At 67.7% G+C, this 15,669-nt stretch carries 16 protein-coding genes and 2 pseudogenes; 6 read left to right on the top strand and 12 right to left on the bottom strand.

Annotated elements, in window-relative coordinates; all coding sequences use genetic code 11:
* On the bottom strand, positions 1–203 hold a 203-nt coding region (locus ABD901_RS55370), incomplete at its 3' end, for a hypothetical protein (RefSeq protein ID WP_345143754.1).
* On the opposite strand from ABD901_RS55370, the gene ABD901_RS59435 reads away from it, so the two are divergent.
* Positions 175–471, top strand: coding sequence for a transposase (locus ABD901_RS59435; protein WP_380139889.1), 297 nt, complete (start codon positions 175–177; stop codon positions 469–471). The two genes, ABD901_RS55370 and ABD901_RS59435, sit on opposite strands and share 29 nt — an antisense overlap.
* Here the strand turns inward: ABD901_RS59435 and ABD901_RS55365 are convergent.
* Positions 362–715 (bottom strand): ArsR/SmtB family transcription factor, encoded by a 354-nt coding sequence (locus ABD901_RS55365; RefSeq protein WP_344514667.1) that lies wholly within the window; start codon positions 713–715, stop codon positions 362–364. The genes ABD901_RS59435 and ABD901_RS55365 overlap by 110 nt on opposite strands.
* A gap of 98 nt (positions 716–813) precedes the next feature.
* Here ABD901_RS55365 and ABD901_RS55360 point away from each other — a divergent pair, with 98 nt between their 5' ends.
* The gene (locus tag ABD901_RS55360; RefSeq protein ID WP_345143751.1) at positions 814–1,833 is read left to right on the top strand and encodes an NADPH:quinone reductase; all 1,020 of its coding nucleotides are present in this window, start codon (positions 814–816) and stop codon (positions 1,831–1,833) included.
* A gap of 72 nt (positions 1,834–1,905) precedes the next feature.
* Here the strand turns inward: ABD901_RS55360 and ABD901_RS55355 are convergent, their stop codons facing one another.
* Positions 1,906–2,823, bottom strand: coding sequence for a tyrosine-type recombinase/integrase (locus ABD901_RS55355; protein WP_345143748.1), 918 nt, complete (start codon positions 2,821–2,823; stop codon positions 1,906–1,908).
* A gap of 144 nt (positions 2,824–2,967) precedes the next feature.
* Between ABD901_RS55355 and ABD901_RS55350 the strand changes: the two genes are divergently transcribed.
* Entirely contained in the window at positions 2,968–3,276 is a 309-nt protein-coding gene (locus ABD901_RS55350; protein ID WP_345143742.1) for a hypothetical protein, read from the top strand.
* Between the two features lie 374 nt (positions 3,277–3,650).
* Here the strand turns inward: ABD901_RS55350 and ABD901_RS55345 are convergent, their stop codons facing one another.
* The 4 genes and pseudogenes from ABD901_RS55345 to ABD901_RS55330 all read right to left on the bottom strand — a co-directional run bounded on the left by ABD901_RS55345 (position 3,651) and on the right by ABD901_RS55330 (position 6,512).
* A complete protein-coding gene (locus ABD901_RS55345; RefSeq protein WP_345143740.1) occupies positions 3,651–4,049 on the bottom strand; it encodes a hypothetical protein in 399 nt (132 codons plus the stop codon).
* 289 nt (positions 4,050–4,338) lie between these two features.
* Positions 4,339–4,965, bottom strand: a pseudogene (locus tag ABD901_RS55340) (DUF6082 family protein).
* A 505-nt stretch (positions 4,966–5,470) separates the two neighbouring features.
* Positions 5,471–5,828 (bottom strand): annotated as a pseudogene (locus ABD901_RS55335) (site-specific integrase); the annotation flags it as partial.
* 48 nt (positions 5,829–5,876) lie between these two features.
* The gene (locus ABD901_RS55330) at positions 5,877–6,512 is read right to left on the bottom strand and encodes a hypothetical protein (RefSeq protein ID WP_345143739.1); all 636 of its coding nucleotides are present in this window, start codon (positions 6,510–6,512) and stop codon (positions 5,877–5,879) included.
* 393 nt (positions 6,513–6,905) lie between these two features.
* Here ABD901_RS55330 and ABD901_RS55325 point away from each other — a divergent pair, with 393 nt between their 5' ends.
* Positions 6,906–7,301, top strand: coding sequence for a hypothetical protein (locus ABD901_RS55325; RefSeq protein ID WP_345143737.1), 396 nt, complete (start codon positions 6,906–6,908; stop codon positions 7,299–7,301).
* 295 nt (positions 7,302–7,596) lie between these two features.
* On the opposite strand, the gene ABD901_RS55320 is transcribed toward ABD901_RS55325, so the two are convergent.
* Positions 7,597–7,773: a hypothetical protein gene (locus ABD901_RS55320; protein ID WP_345143734.1), complete on the bottom strand. Its 177-nt coding sequence runs from the start codon at positions 7,771–7,773 to the stop codon at positions 7,597–7,599.
* A 565-nt stretch (positions 7,774–8,338) separates the two neighbouring features.
* Here ABD901_RS55320 and ABD901_RS55315 point away from each other — a divergent pair.
* A complete protein-coding gene (locus tag ABD901_RS55315) occupies positions 8,339–8,971 on the top strand; it encodes a hypothetical protein (RefSeq protein WP_345143733.1) in 633 nt (210 codons plus the stop codon).
* Positions 8,972–8,988: 17 nt separating this feature from the next.
* Here ABD901_RS55315 and ABD901_RS55310 read toward each other — a convergent pair whose 3' ends face one another.
* Positions 8,989–9,207 (bottom strand): tyrosine-type recombinase/integrase, encoded by a 219-nt coding sequence (locus ABD901_RS55310; RefSeq protein WP_345143760.1) that lies wholly within the window; start codon positions 9,205–9,207, stop codon positions 8,989–8,991.
* Between the two features lie 74 nt (positions 9,208–9,281).
* Here ABD901_RS55310 and ABD901_RS55305 point away from each other — a divergent pair, with 74 nt between their 5' ends.
* Positions 9,282–9,533, top strand: a complete 252-nt coding sequence (locus ABD901_RS55305; protein ID WP_345143731.1) for a hypothetical protein — start codon at positions 9,282–9,284, stop codon at positions 9,531–9,533.
* Between the two features lie 1,650 nt (positions 9,534–11,183).
* On the opposite strand, the gene ABD901_RS55300 is transcribed toward ABD901_RS55305, so the two are convergent.
* The 3 genes from ABD901_RS55300 to ABD901_RS55290 form a co-directional block, all read right to left on the bottom strand.
* Complete coding sequence (locus tag ABD901_RS55300; RefSeq protein WP_345143728.1) at positions 11,184–14,693, bottom strand: trypsin-like peptidase domain-containing protein; 3,510 nt, start codon at positions 14,691–14,693, stop codon at positions 11,184–11,186.
* Complete coding sequence (locus ABD901_RS55295) at positions 14,669–14,989, bottom strand: CU044_2847 family protein (RefSeq protein WP_345143726.1); 321 nt, start codon at positions 14,987–14,989, stop codon at positions 14,669–14,671. Before ABD901_RS55295 ends, ABD901_RS55300 begins: the two co-directional genes overlap by 25 nt.
* A 509-nt stretch (positions 14,990–15,498) precedes the next feature.
* A complete protein-coding gene (locus tag ABD901_RS55290; RefSeq protein WP_345143723.1) occupies positions 15,499–15,642 on the bottom strand; it encodes a hypothetical protein in 144 nt (47 codons plus the stop codon).
* Between the last annotated feature and the right edge of the window lie 27 nt (positions 15,643–15,669).

The raw sequence follows: 15,669 nt of genomic DNA, 5'->3' as shown, positions 1-15,669 counted from the left end.
CCTACATGCTCGACGGTCAGCCCGTCTTCGAAGCGCCGCAGTTCGACGACCGCGCTGTCCTTGCTCATGGCGCGGAACCACTGAGCGTAACCGCGCACGCTGGCCCGCGCGCCCGGTCGGCGGCAGATGCGGATGTCGCAGTAGACGGCAGCGACCTCCGACAAGGCGGCCGCGATCCGGCAGAAGCGGGTCCGGGCCGGCATCGGCGACGACGTACGGTACCGAGAGAAGTGGCGCCTGGCGTTGAACATGCTCGACAGAATGATCGAGCAGTGGGGCCCGGCGAAGCCGCCAGCGGTCTCGGACTGCGGCTACGGCGACTGCTCCGACAGGGGCCTCGTGGCGCTCGTTGTCGCCCGCGTCATGCGGTTGAGGCGGGCGCCTCCGCAGCGGCAGGGGCAGGCCCGTGTTCGCGGAGCATGGTCAGCAGCCCGGGGAAGCGTTGTTCCACCTCGTCGTACCGGAGCGTGACCAGCCGGCGGATGCCGTCGACGCGGGTGCGGATCAGGCCGGCATCGCGCAGCACCTTGATGTGGTGCGACAGGGTGGACTTGCCGATGGTGACGCCGGTGTTTCTGAGGACGTCGCTGCCGCAGGTCCAGTCCCCGGCGGCGTCGAGCGCCCGCACGAAGGTGAGCCGTACCGGGTCGGCGAGCGCGCTGAGCACCACGTCGATCGTCACGGTCTCGAGGGCGGGTTCGATCACCTCGGTCACAAGAGGAAGCGTAGCCAATGCTTGCGGAAAGTTCGACCCACGTCGTACTGTTCGATTCAGATCGAACCGTACGACGCAGACCGAACATTGGACGGATCATGAAGGCGATCATCTACCGTGACAACGGCGGCCCCGACGTTCTCCAGCTCGTCGAGCGTGACCGGCCCGCGCCGGGTCCCGGCGAGGTCCGCGTCCGGGTCGCCGTGTCCGGCGTCAACCCGACCGACTGGCAGGCCCGCTCCGGCATCGCCCACCGCAAGCTATTCCCCGAGATCACCCCGCACCTCGACGGCGCCGGCGTGATCGACGCCGTCGGTGAGGGCGTCGACCCAGGCCGGGTCGGGCAACGGGTGTGGCTGTTCATGGCCGCCGCCGGGCGGCCCACCGGCACCGCCGCCGAGTTCACCATCGTGCCCGCCGACCAGGCCGTGCCACTGCCCGACGAGGCCGGCTTCGACGTCGGCGCCTCGCTCGGCGTGCCCGCGCTCACCGCACACCGCGCACTGACCGTCGCCGAGGACGGGCCGCGCCGCCTGCACTCCGGCGCACTCGACGGCAAGATCGTGCTCGCCGCCGGCGGGGCCGGCGCGGTCGGGCACGCGGTCATCCAGCTCGCCCGATGGGCCGGCGCCACCGTGATCAGCACGGTCAGCAGCCCGAAGAAGGCGAAGCTGGCCACCGCGACCGGCGCCCACCATGTGATCAATTACCGCGAGAGCGACCCAGCCGCCGCCATCCGTGCCATCGCCCCGGACGGCGTCGACATCGTCGCCGAGGTGGCGCTAGGCGCGAACCTCGCACTGGACCTGGCCGTGCTGCGCACACGCGGCACGATCGCGACCTACGCCAACGAGGGCGGACGAACGGTCGAGCTGAACGTGGGGCAGAACATGGTGCTGAACACACGCTTGCAGTTCCTGGTGCTCTACACGGCGGGCCCGCAAGCGCGCGCCACAGCGGTCGAGGACGTCGCCGCAGCGGTCCGCGACGGCGCCCTGCCGGTCGGCGAGGAGCACGGCCTGCCACTGGTCCGCTTCCCGCTGCACCGCACCGCCGACGCTCACCGGGCACTGGAGACCGGCACGGTTGGCAAGGTACTGGTGGATGTCACGCCCTGAAGTTCAGCCAGCAGCCGCACCTCTGACTCGCACCGGCGCGGGTCCGCATCTCGGCAAAGTCGTGAGCTGTAGTCAGGTTCCGGAGGCCATGTACGCGGCGAGGATGTAGTTCGGGTGGCGGTCAAGGTTCTTGCGCGCGCGGTCGTAGCGCATCGTGGTGCGTGGGTCGGCGGGGCGGGCGGCGATCTGCACGTCGCGCAGGCTCACGCCGGCGTCGAGCATGGTGGTCACCAACGTGTGCCGCAACATGTGAGGGTGCATCCTCGGCATGTGCACGCCCGCGTTAGCGGCCAGGTGCTTGAACCTGCGCGTCGCGGCGTGGCGGTCCGTGCGCGTGCCGGTGGTGCTGCGCAGGATCGGTCCGTCAGTGCGGCCGTCGACGGCGCGGTCGATTGCCCGGGCCACCGCTGGTGGGAGCGGGACCAGCGTGACCTTGCCGCCCTTGCCACGCACCCGCAGCACGTGGTGGCCGTGTTCCTCGCCCAGGTCGCTGATGCTGGCCCCGCAGGCTTCGAAGATTCGCAGTCCGAGCAGGCCGAGGAGCGCGACGAGGGCGAAGTCGTTCGGGTTGGCCGACAACCGCGCGGTGGCGATCAGGGCTTCGAACTGCAGATGGCCAAGGCCGAGCGTGGGTGACTCCGCGGGTACCGGGGGCCGGCGGACGTAGTCGGCCGGGGAGTGCGGCAGGATCTGGTCGATGACGCAGACGCGGTAGAAGCCGACCACCACTGACAGGCGGCGCGAGACCGTCGATGGCCGGTAGCAGCGTACGTCCTGCAGCCAGCGCACGTACCGCTCGATGTCCACCCGGACAGCGGCGAGCGGGTCGATGCCGTGGTCGGTGCAGCAGTGGAGAAAGACGCGCAGGTCGGACTCAGTGTGGAGCCGGGTGCCGCCGCGGTAGCGGCCCAGATAGGCCGACACCGCAGCGCGCAGGACGAGCTGTTGGGCGGTCGCGACGCCGGAGGCGGGAACAGGAAAGGCAGCCATGAACTACGGTGCGTCACCGGCGAGCTTCAACGCCAGCACGCCGACAGCGGCAGAAGAGGATGAGTTGGCGGCCCTTCATAGAGACGGATGACATCGACGTCTCACGGACTCGGGGCTCCGTTGGCTCGCGGCTAGGGTGACGTCATGAGTCCTGAGATCGCTGTGCCACGGGAAATTCTCCTCAACCTCGCACGCCTGCTTGAGCGATGGGTTGTCTCCGAGGATCGGATTGGATCCTGGTACGCGGAAGGGTCTCTCGACGACTGCGACCGGGAGGCGGGCCGCTGGTATCGGGAGTCCGGCCTGGTTCGAGAGACGGCGTCACGTCGGGCGGACGTGTTTACCCTGCTCGGCCACTACGACCCAGTTGACGATGACGAGCTCGAGCGTGTTGAGAGCGAGTTCGAGCGTGAGCTCGGGAAGATCGCATACTGGACTCGGCCGGGCGACTAACTATTGCCCGCGCGGTCGGCGCTTGGCGTGCCGTTTGAGATACGCCCGGGCTCCGACCGGATGAACCGCTCAGCCATGATCAGGTGCGCGCACATCGGCATGAGCGCGCACCGTCAGCAACGCCGCATCGACTACTCACAGTAGGCACGGCTGTGGGTCTACTCGATCATGCTGGGCCAGACATGGCCGTCCTGGTGGGGCCTTCCTTCCGCCACAGTCAGCCCGAGGCCGACGCTGCGTCCGCCACGTCGTGGGCGGGTGTCGCCCGGATCTGACGGGCCGGCACAACGCAGCAGGCGGGCCGTTCGCATCCTCGGAGGCGGAGGATGCGACCGCACCCCGCGCAGACTGTGAGCGCGCGCACCGCCGCTGGGTTACGGCCGCATCGCGTCCCAACCGGCGGCCTCGGCGCGGGCTGCACGGATGTGGGCGAGCCGATGCATCACCGCGACGCGCAACATCTCGACCGACTCGGCCAGCGCTCCGGCCGCGCCGGCTGACCCGGGCCAGAACCGGTTCAAGACCGGAGCGGCCATGACGGCAAGCTCGTGCACGGATGCTGCCGGCCCGGCAAGGACCAACCCCTCACGAAGCGCGGCGAGGATCTCGACACGAGCGCGGTCCTGACGTTCCGTCGTGTTCGGCAGTACCGCAAGCCAGGCATCTCCGCACAGCAGGACCGCGATGAGCGCCTCGCGGACCTCCGCAACGAGCGCGACATCGCTGACGCTCGCCAAGCTGCGGGTCTCGACCCAAACCCGATCATCGTACATGTGTTCGATGATCGGCCGGATGGGATCGCATGCGCGAAGCCGGGCCGATCGCTCCTGCGGGGGAGGCCCTCGCCGTGACCGGGTGGGCGTTGGCGAGCGACGAGGAGGCCAACGGTCACAGCGGGGCCGTCCGCGCAGGCAACCCATGCGCGATGACTGCCGTGGTAGGGCAACTGTGTTCAACCCGTCGCGACATCACCAGGGTGCCGGGCCTGTCGCGCTGGCCAGACACCTCGTCAGGCCCGCACGGGCCATGTGGGGGCGCGTGCCTAGGGCCGACACGCTGTTGTCACCGCCGCCCGCGGTCGTGACGCCGCCCGGCGAGGTACCCGAGCACTGCTGCGGCGAGGAGGCCTGCGCCAAATGCTGTGGCCTTCGGCAGGCTCCGTTCAGGGATGCCCAGTCGTGCCGGGCGGTCGGAGGGAACGCCCGGTTGCGCCGCCATTGCAGGGGCTGGTGGACCTGTGCCCTCGGCGCGGGCGTACTCGTCATCGAGCACGGCGAGAAACCGGCGGGCGATCGGATCCGGTCGGAGGATCCACGTCGCACCGTTGCAGGACCAGAACTCACGGCCGATGGCGCCGCGGAAGAAGTTGGCTGCCTCGTTGCGAAGATCCGCTTCGCTGATGCTGCCGATCCGCCACAGCATGTACCGGTGCGAGACGACCAGGTTGCTGAAGGTGTGAAACGCTCTGCCGTTGCGGGCGGGCTGGCCGCCTGGGGCGGGGGCGCCCTACACGTCGAGGTACTCGGGATTGTGGATCGTGAACGTCAGCAGGTTGAAGTGCCGTTGGCGGACGGCCTGCTGCTCAGCAACCCGGTACTGCTCCCGCTGCATGTAGACCGAGATCGCGATACCGCAGAAGCCGAGCGCCGACAGCACCGCCGAGACGGTGCCGTACGCCCGTCCGATCACTGAGCTCAGGCCACCGCACCGGCCACGACGACACCCAGGCCAGCAGCAGCGGCGAGGCCACCACCGCAGCAACCAGACCGGCGCTGAGCCAGACCTGCAACAGCAGCCGACGAAACCGGTACCGTTCCCCGCGAGTTCGACGCGCCGCCATCGCCACCTCCGTCATCAACGGTACGGAGTCATAGCAAGTTGTCGATGAATCAGTATCCGCCAGGACCGTGGTGGCCGACGGACACAGGCGGGTTCAGCTCGAGCAACGCGGCCGGTGCCGTACGTCCCGGGTCCCAGCTCGACGTGGCCTCCGACGAGCCGGTCGGCCGGTGGCGCCACCGCGCCCACTACGCGCGAGCCCGAGCCGACCTGAGCGTGTACGACGTGTGCAAACCTGCCGACTTCTGACCGACCGGCGGACGCACCCACCCGCCGGACAGACCGGTCCGATCGACATCCGACCGGTGACCTGTTCGTTGACACGCAAGAGGTCACTGGTCGCTTTCCACCCGGGCTGCTTCGCGCGGTGGACTCGCAACGCGACGACGTATCGCGCCGGGAGCGCCAGCGTGCGGCGCGACTTCTTGGTCTTCGTGTCGCCGCCGGCCCGGACCGACCGCCACACTTATACCGAGGGCGGAATCGGCGGGTCCGCCTCGGTCAGGCCGTCGAGGTCGACGTGCGACCACGTGAGCGCGCAGCTCCTCCGTTCGAGCGCCGGTGAGCAGCGAGACCACGATGTACGCCTCCAGCGGCGCCCCACGGGCCGTGTCGAGCAGCGCGGCCGCTTCGGCGAGGTTCAGCGATTTCGACGGCCGCCCGGGCTGGCTGGTCGGGACACCGCAGAGGGCGACCACGTTGCGCTTGACCTCCACCGACACGCACGGCTCGGATTCTTCGGTTGTGATCGTTTGGCGGGATTACATGCCCACCTCGTCCGTCGTTTTCGTGAAGACCACTCGCCCGGACGCGTCGGTGGCCTTGAGATGTACGGCACCCAGACTTCGGTCGGCCGCGTAGAGCGTCACGACGAAGAACGCGACCGGCGCGCCGGCGCCGGTGGATACCTTCACCATCTGCGCGGTCGCCGTTGCGCCGGCGTCACTGACCAGGGTAACCGAAACGACCTCCGGCGGGACCTTGGCAAGCATCCAGAGGTAGCCGTTCCAGACGGAGCGGATGCCGGCCAGATCCGGCGCGTCGGGGAACTCGTTCAGCCTGAACCCACCAGCATGAGACGGCAGGCGGCGTTGTGCTTTGGGGGCGTAATCCACGAAAATTCCGCACAGTTTGCCTTCGGCCGAGAGCCAGAGGACCGTCCAGATCCGATCCCCTTGCTCCAGACCGGTCCGGGACGCCGGAGGGAGTACAACGAGGTCCCCGACCGGCGGATTCTCCGCATGCCATTCGTGCTTGGTTGCGACGGCGACCGCATCGACCCATGACGTCACGCCGGGTCCCGGAGGATTTTGTCCCACGTAGCCGATCGCGCTGCCAAGCACGACGATCACCAGTGCGCGCCCGAGCCGGGCGACAATCCGCTCCCCCGAGGTCATGGATACGAGCCTATCCAAGGCGCGCCAGCCTCAGGGGGTCATCGTGCGGGAGGGGCTAACAGGGGGTCACCGAAGCGAACAGCCACGTATGCCAGCGAACGCTTGCGGACCTAGAACCCTTACCCAGCAACAGGTTTCGGCACGTCCGGCCCGGACGTCGTGGCGTGGACACGGAAGTGGGCGCCGCTATCCCGGGTGTCCCTGCTGTCCCTCAACTACCCCTGACCTGCATGCTTGTCGGGGACACCTTGATCACGGCTGTCCCTGAGCGCTCCAACGACGAGGGCGGCTGGAGCAGAGGGGGCAGCACGACCCCCTCGGTTCCAGCCAGGCTCATCCGAGAGCGTTCGGTCTAGGCGACCGGTCGGCGCTCACGTGTCATGATTCACCACCATGAGTCGTCGACGTTCCGCCGTCGTTCTCACAGCTCTGGTGGCGGCCGTGGCGCTCGCCTGCGGTGGGGCGTACCTCATCATCGAGGACCGGGCTCGGGAGCGCAGTGACCAGATGATCAGGGAGTACCTCAACGCGTTGACTCGCGGCGAGTACGGCGCCGCCTACGGGCTTCTGTGTGACAACGAGGACGTCGACCGCGCCTGGTTCGAGTCGAAACAGGGCAGGGACCCGATCCGTTCGTTCGTGGTCGAGAGGTCCGGCGACTGGGGCAACCTCATGGACGGCAGCGGCCGCGGGTACTCGGTGCGGGTCACTCTGGCGAGCGGCATCTCGACCGTCGAGTACCTCACCACCAAATACGCGAGCGACGGGGACAGCTGTGTCACGCATTAACGGCGGAGACATCGAGCACCGGGCAGCGGCTTCTCGGGGGGTCAAACAGGGGGGTCACGCAGACGAACGTCCACGTACGTCAGCGAACACTTGCGGACCTGGATCCCTTACGCAGCAACAGGTTTCGGCACGTCCGGCCCGGACATCATGGCGTTGACACGGAAGAGGTCACTGGTTCAAACCCAGTATCGCCCACACAGCTCAAGGGCCGTTTCCGCTAGTCGGAAACGGCCCTTGATCCGTTGAGGGGGTCTAGGGGTCGCAGCCGCCCCACCGGGCAAGTTGAACATCTGGTTCAGCTCACCGGAGCCTTCCGGTTGCGCAGGATCGCGACGACCCAGCCGACGGCGAGCGGCACCGCGATCGCGGCGAGAGCACCGGCGATCGGCAACGTATACCGCTCGCCCCGCCAGAACCAAATCAGCCATACGGCGGTGAACCACGCGAAGCCGAGCAGTCCGAAGTACGCCACGAAACGACCCCTCGGCAGCGCACCGAGCGTGCCCCAGATCCAATGCGTCGTCGGCCGGCGCATCAACCCGACCGACACCACGGCGTTAGCGAACAGAGCGGCGCCGACGCTCTGTAAACCCAAGAACGACAAACCCTCTACAACCCGCATTGCTGCTCCAGTGTGCTGTGGTGTGCCGAATCGAGGGCCGGTATTGCGCTAGCGGCAGAAGGATAGCGGCCTCGCCCCCTCTGTCCAGCCGTCCCCGAGGGGGGAGAATAGGGGGCCACGGGGGTGACCAGCCGCGCACAGCAGCGAACACCAACGAAGCTAAAAGCCTTACACTGCAACGGGTTTCGGCACGTCAGGCGCAGACGCCATCGGGTTGACACGGAAGAGGTCACCGGTTCAACCCAGTATCGCCCACGCAGGTCAGAGGGGCTGTCGAGATGATCGACCCCCCTCGTTCGTCTCCTGGAAGACAAAAGCGGGTGACAAAGCCGCTCAGGCGGCGGCGTCCTCACCCGTGACGGGTTGCTCGCCGAGGCTTCAATGGGCTTGTGCCGTCGATCGGTGAGGTGGTCACGTGCGTGAGATCCTGCAACAGCTTCCAGCGCTACTTGGCGTCGTGGTCGGCGTGGTCGCAACATTCGCCTTGACCAGCCTTGGCGAACGAGCCCGATGGCGGCGAGACCAGCGATTGCGGTGGGACTCGGTGAAGCTTGAGGCATATGCGAGCTACAGCGACGCTGTGAAGCGGGTCGTACATTTCGCCACTCGACTGGCCGTCACCCGAGGGCTACCTCATTCGTCAGAAGCGATCCCGTTTGACGAGGGTCAGGCCGAGTTGTCGATCGCAGTTGCCGAGCGTTCCACTCGTTGGGAGTCGGTGCTACTGCTCGGACATCCCGACACAGTTGCCGCAGCGAGGGCGTGGCACCAGGTGATGTGGCGGCTCGAGTTCTATGCGCGGGGTGTACTCACAGACCGCGACGGATGGGCTGCCGCCCTGAACGAATTTGAGCAGACGCGAAAGGAGTTCTATCGAGCCGCAAGACGAGATCTGGGTGTACAGGGTGAGATATCTACCGCGCCATGGCCACCTGACTGGTATAAGACGTTAAGCGAAGACCAGCGTGCTTTGGTCGTCTTTGGGGCGGAAACGCTCGGGCTCGACGAACCAGGCGACGCTGCTCGTCTGACCAAGCAGCGTCCCTGATCGCAACGGGCGTTCGTCTAGGTCTCGAAGATCTGATCCATGGCGACGGCGTCGCCAAGGAGCACGGGCCGGAGTTGATGCCGGTAGACCGCCTCGGTCACCCGGATTCCCGCATGGCCCATAAGATCAGCGATTGCCTCGATGCTCACGCCGTTGTCTGAGAGCAGCGAGACGAAGCTGTGCCGCAGCTCGCGCAGCATCCAGTTCTCCGCGTCGAGTCCCGCCCTTCTCGCGATCGAGCGGAAGCCACGCCGAACGTTCGCAGCGTCAATTCCGCGCCGCTCGAAGTCGAGAACACGGGATCATCAACGTGCCATCGCTCGCCGCGCTTTTCGCGGAGTTCCTTCTGTTTGTCCTGGTGCTGCCGAAGCGTGGCGGCACAACGCCCCGAAATCGCCAGAATTCGGCGCGATTTCTTGGTCTTGGTGTCGCCGCCGTCGCGCACCGAGCGCCAGACCTGGATGGACGGCGGCACGGGCGCGTCGGCATCGGCCTGGCCGTCGAGGTCGACGTGTGCCCAAGTCAGCGCGCGCAATCCCTCGGTCCGCCCGCCGGTCAGTAGCGACACTACGACGTGCGCCCCGAGTGGTGCCGTACGTGCCGCGTCGAGCAGCGCGCTGGCCTGCGCCAGCGTGAGCGGCTTCGACGGCCTGCCCGCCTGGCCCTTCGGTACGCCACAGAGCGCGACCAGCGCGTGGCCACGCACTGCCGTCGACGCCTGTGTCCGAGCGGCCAGATCTCGCGCTGACCGAACGTCTCTGTGCGCGACGGGCAGGTCACTGGGCGACAGTCGTCCACTTCGTGGTTGCTCGCCGGTTGCTCGAGAGTTGAGCAACTGCCCTCCAAGACCACCTGGCGGCCTGACGGGCAAGGTCGCCAGACCGGGATCATGCACCATGGCATGGCATCTGAGCTGGGCAAGCACCGGCGAACGGAAAGTCGCTGTAGGCACCTGCGACTGGCCCGGTACCCTGTAACCCTCGGGCTGCTAGCTCAATGGCAGAGCAGTGGACTTTTAATCATCGGGAATCGTAATTGCGCATCGCATCGCAGTACGGTTTACCTGCATGAACACCCCATCTGTTTGTCCACTGTGGATTTGGATTGCTCCAAGGTTGCTCGGCTGTTCAAGTGGCCGCTTGTCAGTACCTATCCGGGCGTGGATTGGTATGTCCGACGGCGTCCGCATCGCCCGTTGTTCTGCCCTGGCCAGCTTGGGCAACACCGCCCGGTCCGACCCAGGTGGCCGTGGGCGACCGACCTGTCGGTGCAGCACGACGACCCCGTGACGTGATGCCAGCAGCTCCGCCGTCTTGGTGGGATCGCTTCAGGCCGCTGGGTGAGCCTCCGAATCCTCCTCCGCCCCATGTCGCCCCCATTAACGTTTCAAAGATTCAGCGGCGGCTCATTCCCGGCGAGTTGATCAACGAATACGCCCAGGCCGCATAGGCCGAACCGACTTACGAGGCCCAAAGGGCCATCGGCATTCTCCGCTGATAAATCGACGTCCATCGCTACGCGAACTAGCCCGGTTCGGCTTCGGCAATAGCGACGTTGTCGCCTGAGATGCCTGGCTGCGGATCTGCTCCTGGGTGCCAATCAGGCTAACGGCGGCACCAAGAACACCGCCCAGAAGGCCGGCAATTATTGGAGTCAACACGCCTTGTTTACGATCACGCGCCTTTTTCGAGGTCGGGTACTTGCGCGATCGGGGTTGAGGGAACCGCCGCAGCATCATCCGCGACCGAAGGTGGAGGCTCGCGCTCTCGGCCACCTTGCGGCGCACCATGAACGGTGCCGTTGCGTTGGCCGTCGGCAAGATCGAGGCAGACATCCCATGAGGTTTGCTTGTCAAGCAGCAGTTTTGTAGATCTTCTTGAGGCTGAGGCCAGGCGGTGCCTTCGTCGTATTTGGTGATGGTCTTGGGCAGCTGTGCAGGATTCCGGCGACCCGGTTGCCGGGCTGACGCAGTGCAGCGCGGTGACCGGTTCCGCGGGCGCGCGTAGTCACCAACGACGATGAGCAACGGGACACGCGAGGAGCTGACCAAGATCGCACCGGAGATCGAGATGTCCGCTGACCAGCGCGGACGTATTTTCTCGGATGCACAGCGATGCCGAAACTCAGCGCCGCGCCTTGCTGTCGCTCGAAGCCGACCCGGCTGCGGCTACTCCGCCTGATAACGCCCCTTGTGGCACCCGCACTGTCGCGGTCAGTGTTTGGCGCCGCGGATCAGTCCGGGGGCGCCGCGTTCCCGTTCGAGTACGTACAACGCTTCCCAGAGGGCGGCGATCGTCTGGCCGCGGCGCCATTCTTCCATCACTGCTTGGGCGAGGGCTTCGGACGCGCGCACGATGCGCAGCTTGACGATGATAGCCGCCACATCGCGCCGTAGCCGCATGTCGGCCGCCTGATCGGCGACCAACTGTGCCAGGACCGCGTCCCGGACATCGACCCACGTCAAGTCCGAATCCGGCTCTACCGGGGCATCCGGCGCCTCCGCCAACCGGTCCAGCGCCAGCCGGCGCATCGCCAGCGGCATCCGATTTTCCAACGCTATGACAACCGCGAGCCTGCCGTCGAGATCGTTCGACGCCAGCAGAGTCTGCATCGCGCGCAGGCGGTCGTCGGGCGGCTCAGACTCATCGACCACCGTACGTTCCAGGTCCAGCTTCGTCGGGCCGGGCAGCGGGCCAATCGGTACTCCACCATCTGGCCCGTCGTCGGGGTGGTAGAACTCGACGTGCGCGCGGATTCGGCCATCGTCGAGGGCTAGCGCGAGCAGGCCGAGCGCCGCCGCCTCGCGGGAGCGGCCCGCGAGCGCCGTGATCGTCTGGCGTGCGGTCCGGCGCCAGGACGACCGCCGGCCCAGCGCTAGGCCGGCCGCGATGCGCACCGCCAGGTCGTCGTGGTCGAGCAGTGCCATTAACTCGTCGCCGGTGCGTCCGTCGAGGTCCGGACTAGTGGTGTCGACCTGTTCGATGAGGACACCATCTAATAGCGGAACCTTCCCAAGTTCCACGCCGGGAAGCAGGACGTCTTCGGGATGGAAGGGCCGCGTCAGGACGACTGCCCCACCGCCCGGCTCGCCGAGATCCACGAAGAGAAACAGCACGGCGCCGGGAACCGGCTCCCCGGCCCGGATCACGGCACCGGGCGGCGCGGGCTCTCGCCGGCGCTGCACCATGACGTTGCCCAGTGCCATGGTCATGGTCCAGTCGTGCTCCTCGAGTGCGTGCACGGCGTACTCGCCCTTGTCGCAGGCCCTCGCCAGCTCGGACCTTGTCGGCGCCCATTGCCAGGCGAACCAGGGCGTCTCCATCAGGTCGAATAGTGTCGCGCCCACCAGGCAGCCGCACCGGTCCCACAAGTCGGCCATCCGGTCTGCGAGGTGCCCGGCGACGGCGGGCGACGGCGTTCGGAGCAGGGCCGGTGCGGCGATCTGGACGACCCCCGACGAGGTGTTGTCGAGTGCGTCGAGCAGCGTGGAGACGGCGGCCGAACTGCCGTTGCGAGCGAGCGCGCTTGCGGCGTGCTGGCGGATGTGGTCGAGCCTGTGGGAGAGCGCGGCGACTAGGCCGTCGAGCGGCAGCGCCTCTACGACGTCCTGGCTGCCCGCGCCGGAGAACGTGGCGACGGTCGACGTGGTGGCGGTGTCAATGATCTGCTGGCGCAGCTCGGCGGAGACGTCGGTGGTTTCCTTGAGCATCTTGCAGGCGAGCAGGCCCAGGTAGGGAAAGATGGGGTTGATCTGCTGCTCGGACCGCAGCAGCTCGCGCAGCAGCAGCTCGGGCGCCCGCAGGCAGCCCGCGAGCAGGCAGAGCATCTCGGCGGCGGCCGGTGTCCAGCGCCATTCGCCGCCCTCCTCCCTGCGCCAGAGGAAGCGGCCGACCTCGGTCAGGTCGCCGTCGCGGTTGACCGCCACCGCGAGTTCCTCGGCGGCGAGGAACTCCAGGAAGGTCCGGTGCACGAACGAGTACCGCCCGGGCAGTGGCTGGACGAACAGACCCTTGCGCAGCAGGAACGCGAGCAGGTGGCTCGGCGACCAGCTCTCGCCGTGGTGCGCGATCGCCGCTCGGGCAGCCTCGTGGCACTCCTCCTCGTCGAAGGTCGCCCGCGCAGGATCGTCGCGGAACAGCAGCCACGCCAGCCGCCTGGTCATCCGTAGGACTCCGGTGACCTGCGGATCCGCGCCGGTGAGCCCCCGGCCGGCAATGGCGCGCAGCACCGCCCGGTACAGCTCTACCCGGCCGGCCCCGGCGGGGATCGACCCGGCCTCGCACGCGACGCAGGCCAGTCCGGTAACCAGCGGGCTGCTCGTCACCGGCGCGAGGCTGGTGTCGGCGGACAGCCACTGCATGACGGCATCGGCCTCGCCCGGCCGGTCGCTGAACCAGGTCCGCACGAAGCGACGGCGATCGCCGTCGTCGAAGCCCACCAAGTCGAAGTACACGACATCGGCGAACGGCAGCACGCCCGGCACGAACATGTACGGCCGGCTCACCAGGACGACGCGGGTCCGCTCGGACGCGGCGCGCAACGCCACCGCTACTGCGTCCGGGTCGGCAGCCTCGTCTAGCGAGTCCAGCAGGAGCGTCACATCGCCGTGGCCGAGGCTGTCCACGAGATGTCGCGCGATGGACCGGCCGACCTTGCCGCCGCCGAGTGGATCGACCAACGCCAGCACTGCTTCCTCGACGGCCGGGCCGACCCCGAGCTCCGCAACGCGGCCGACGGGTAGCAGAACCGGCGGTGCCAGCTCGTCGACGGCACCACTGGACATCCGGCCCAGCGCTCGCCGCGCCAGCTCGGCCGCCGTCAGCTGCAGCAGGACCGTCTTGCCGCCGCCGGGCCCGCCAAGGATCACCGTGTGCGGCGGCGCCTCCGTGTCGAGCCAGCTGACCACCTCGGACGCCTTGTCGGCGGATGCGGCCGTGTCTGCGGACGGCTCCCGGAAGAAGGAGCCCATCTGCTGCACGTGGGTCAGGGCGTTCTGCTGGTGCTGCAGCCTGCGTACGGTCGGGGCCAGATAGTGGTCCCTCGCAGTGCGGTCGCGGAAATAGACCGCTGCCCGCCGGTTGACCAGCTCGGCGACCGCGCGCAGATAGATCGCCAGCTCCAGGTGCAGCCGCAGCCGCTCCCGCAGCACCGGGTACCGGGCCACGAGCGCGTCCACGGGCACCGCCCGGCCACCGACAGGCGCCGACCGGCCCCGGCTGCTCTTGACCATCCCGCAGATCGCCCCGGTGCGCAGGTTCAGCAGCGGCGCTCCGCTGGCGCCGGGCCGTACCTGCGTCTCGGCGAACCGCAACAACGGCTCCGGGCCTCCGGCGGGACCCTCCATCCGCCCGGCGATCGAGTCGCCGGCCGGCACCTCGTCCGTGTGGCCGAACGCGTATAGCCGGTCGTGTGGCGCCACCTGCTCGTCGAACACGGCGATCGAATGGTCGCGGAACGACACTGCGATGAGGGCGGTGTCCGGGTACTCACCCGTGGGCACGACATCCGTGTACGTACCGGTGACCGTCACGCCCTGCCAGGTGATGCTCGGTACCTCACCGGCCTCGAACGCGTTCCGCACGATGTGCGCGCACGTGAGCACCAGCCCCGGCGCGACGAAGAACCCGCTGCCGGTCGACGACCCCGCCCGGACCTGCACGACGAGCCGGCGTAGCTCGGTGTCGTCGAGGAGCGTGCTCATGCCGCCGTGCCGCGGGACCATTCCAGCGTCACCTTGAGGTTCGCCTTGGCGGTGCCCTTGACAAACACGGCGGTCACGCCGCCGGCTCCGGTTGCGATCTCCACGCCGAACTCCACAGCCGCCTTGGTTGGCGCGGCCTTCTCCAGCGCCGCCACTACGGTACGGGCGACCGCCGTGATCTGCCCGGTCACCTGGGCCAGGTCGAAGCCGCCGAAAGCGACGTCCTCCTCGCCGTCGACGGTGGCCTCGAACAGGACCGTCGAGCCGTCTTCGAGACGCAGCGGGATCTTCTCAGTCATGCGGTCCGGGCCGGTCAATGCGCCTCCCATCAGCTGCCAGGAAGGCCAATTTTAGGGCTCGGCCGCATCGTCGGGCATCCATTGCCTGGAGTCATCCTTCGGCGAAAGGGCGGTCGACGGTGACCGGTCGGGTGTACCACTCCAGCAGGAGCGACGGTTTGCGAGCCGCCACGCCGTACATGGCGACGTCGGTGACCGGCGGACGGTCAGGCGGCGGGCCTGTGGGGGAGGTCAATCGATGATGGGACGACGCCCGGCTCTGCTCGATGAGGTCGCGGCCGGCGAAGATTGCCGACGCTTCGCCCTTGGGGCCTGTCGAAATAGCTGGTAGCCTCGCTGGATTTCGCTCGCTGGTGGTCTGTGACGGACCCGAAGACGCCAATGGACCGGCCGGCCGCAAAGCGTGGGTTGGGGTACACCCCAACATCACATCAGTGACTTCGGTCGATGTCCGAAGTCGTGTGCATCGTCTGCACAAGTCGGATGGGCGGGATCCCTGGTGTCGGGATCCCACCCCCTCGGGATGGCTAGCGGTTGGTGAACAGATGCAGCAGCCAGTCAGCGGCTGCGCGGGTGAGCCCGGCGAGCAGGCCGGTAACGGCGGCCGAGAGAAGTCGGGTGGACTGGTCCTCGGGCCGACGCCTGCGTCCGTTGTACTGCGATCGGGTCATCGGCTGCTCCATCGGTGTGAGTCGGAA

The organism is Dactylosporangium darangshiense (genome assembly GCF_039537565.1).
In the GTDB taxonomy this organism is placed as follows: domain Bacteria; phylum Actinomycetota; class Actinomycetes; order Mycobacteriales; family Micromonosporaceae; genus Dactylosporangium; species Dactylosporangium darangshiense.
This window is presented reverse-complemented; position numbering and strand designations above follow the sequence as displayed.

Excerpts from the sequence above, each read along its gene's own strand:
- ABD901_RS55345 (WP_345143740.1), bottom strand. The coding sequence starts at position 4,049 with ATGTACGATGATCGGGTTTGGGTCGAGACCCGCAGCTTGGCGAGCGTC.
- ABD901_RS55300 (WP_345143728.1), bottom strand. The coding sequence starts at position 14,693 with ATGGTCCCGCGGCACGGCGGCATGAGCACGCTCCTCGACGACACCGAG.
- ABD901_RS55355 (WP_345143748.1), bottom strand. The coding sequence starts at position 2,823 with ATGGCTGCCTTTCCTGTTCCCGCCTCCGGCGTCGCGACCGCCCAACAG.
- ABD901_RS55360 (WP_345143751.1), top strand. The coding sequence starts at position 814 with ATGAAGGCGATCATCTACCGTGACAACGGCGGCCCCGACGTTCTCCAG.
- ABD901_RS55330 (WP_345143739.1), bottom strand. The coding sequence starts at position 6,512 with ATGACCTCGGGGGAGCGGATTGTCGCCCGGCTCGGGCGCGCACTGGTG.
- ABD901_RS55350 (WP_345143742.1), top strand. The coding sequence starts at position 2,968 with ATGAGTCCTGAGATCGCTGTGCCACGGGAAATTCTCCTCAACCTCGCA.
- ABD901_RS55290 (WP_345143723.1), bottom strand. The coding sequence starts at position 15,642 with ATGACCCGATCGCAGTACAACGGACGCAGGCGTCGGCCCGAGGACCAG.
- ABD901_RS55325 (WP_345143737.1), top strand. The coding sequence starts at position 6,906 with ATGAGTCGTCGACGTTCCGCCGTCGTTCTCACAGCTCTGGTGGCGGCC.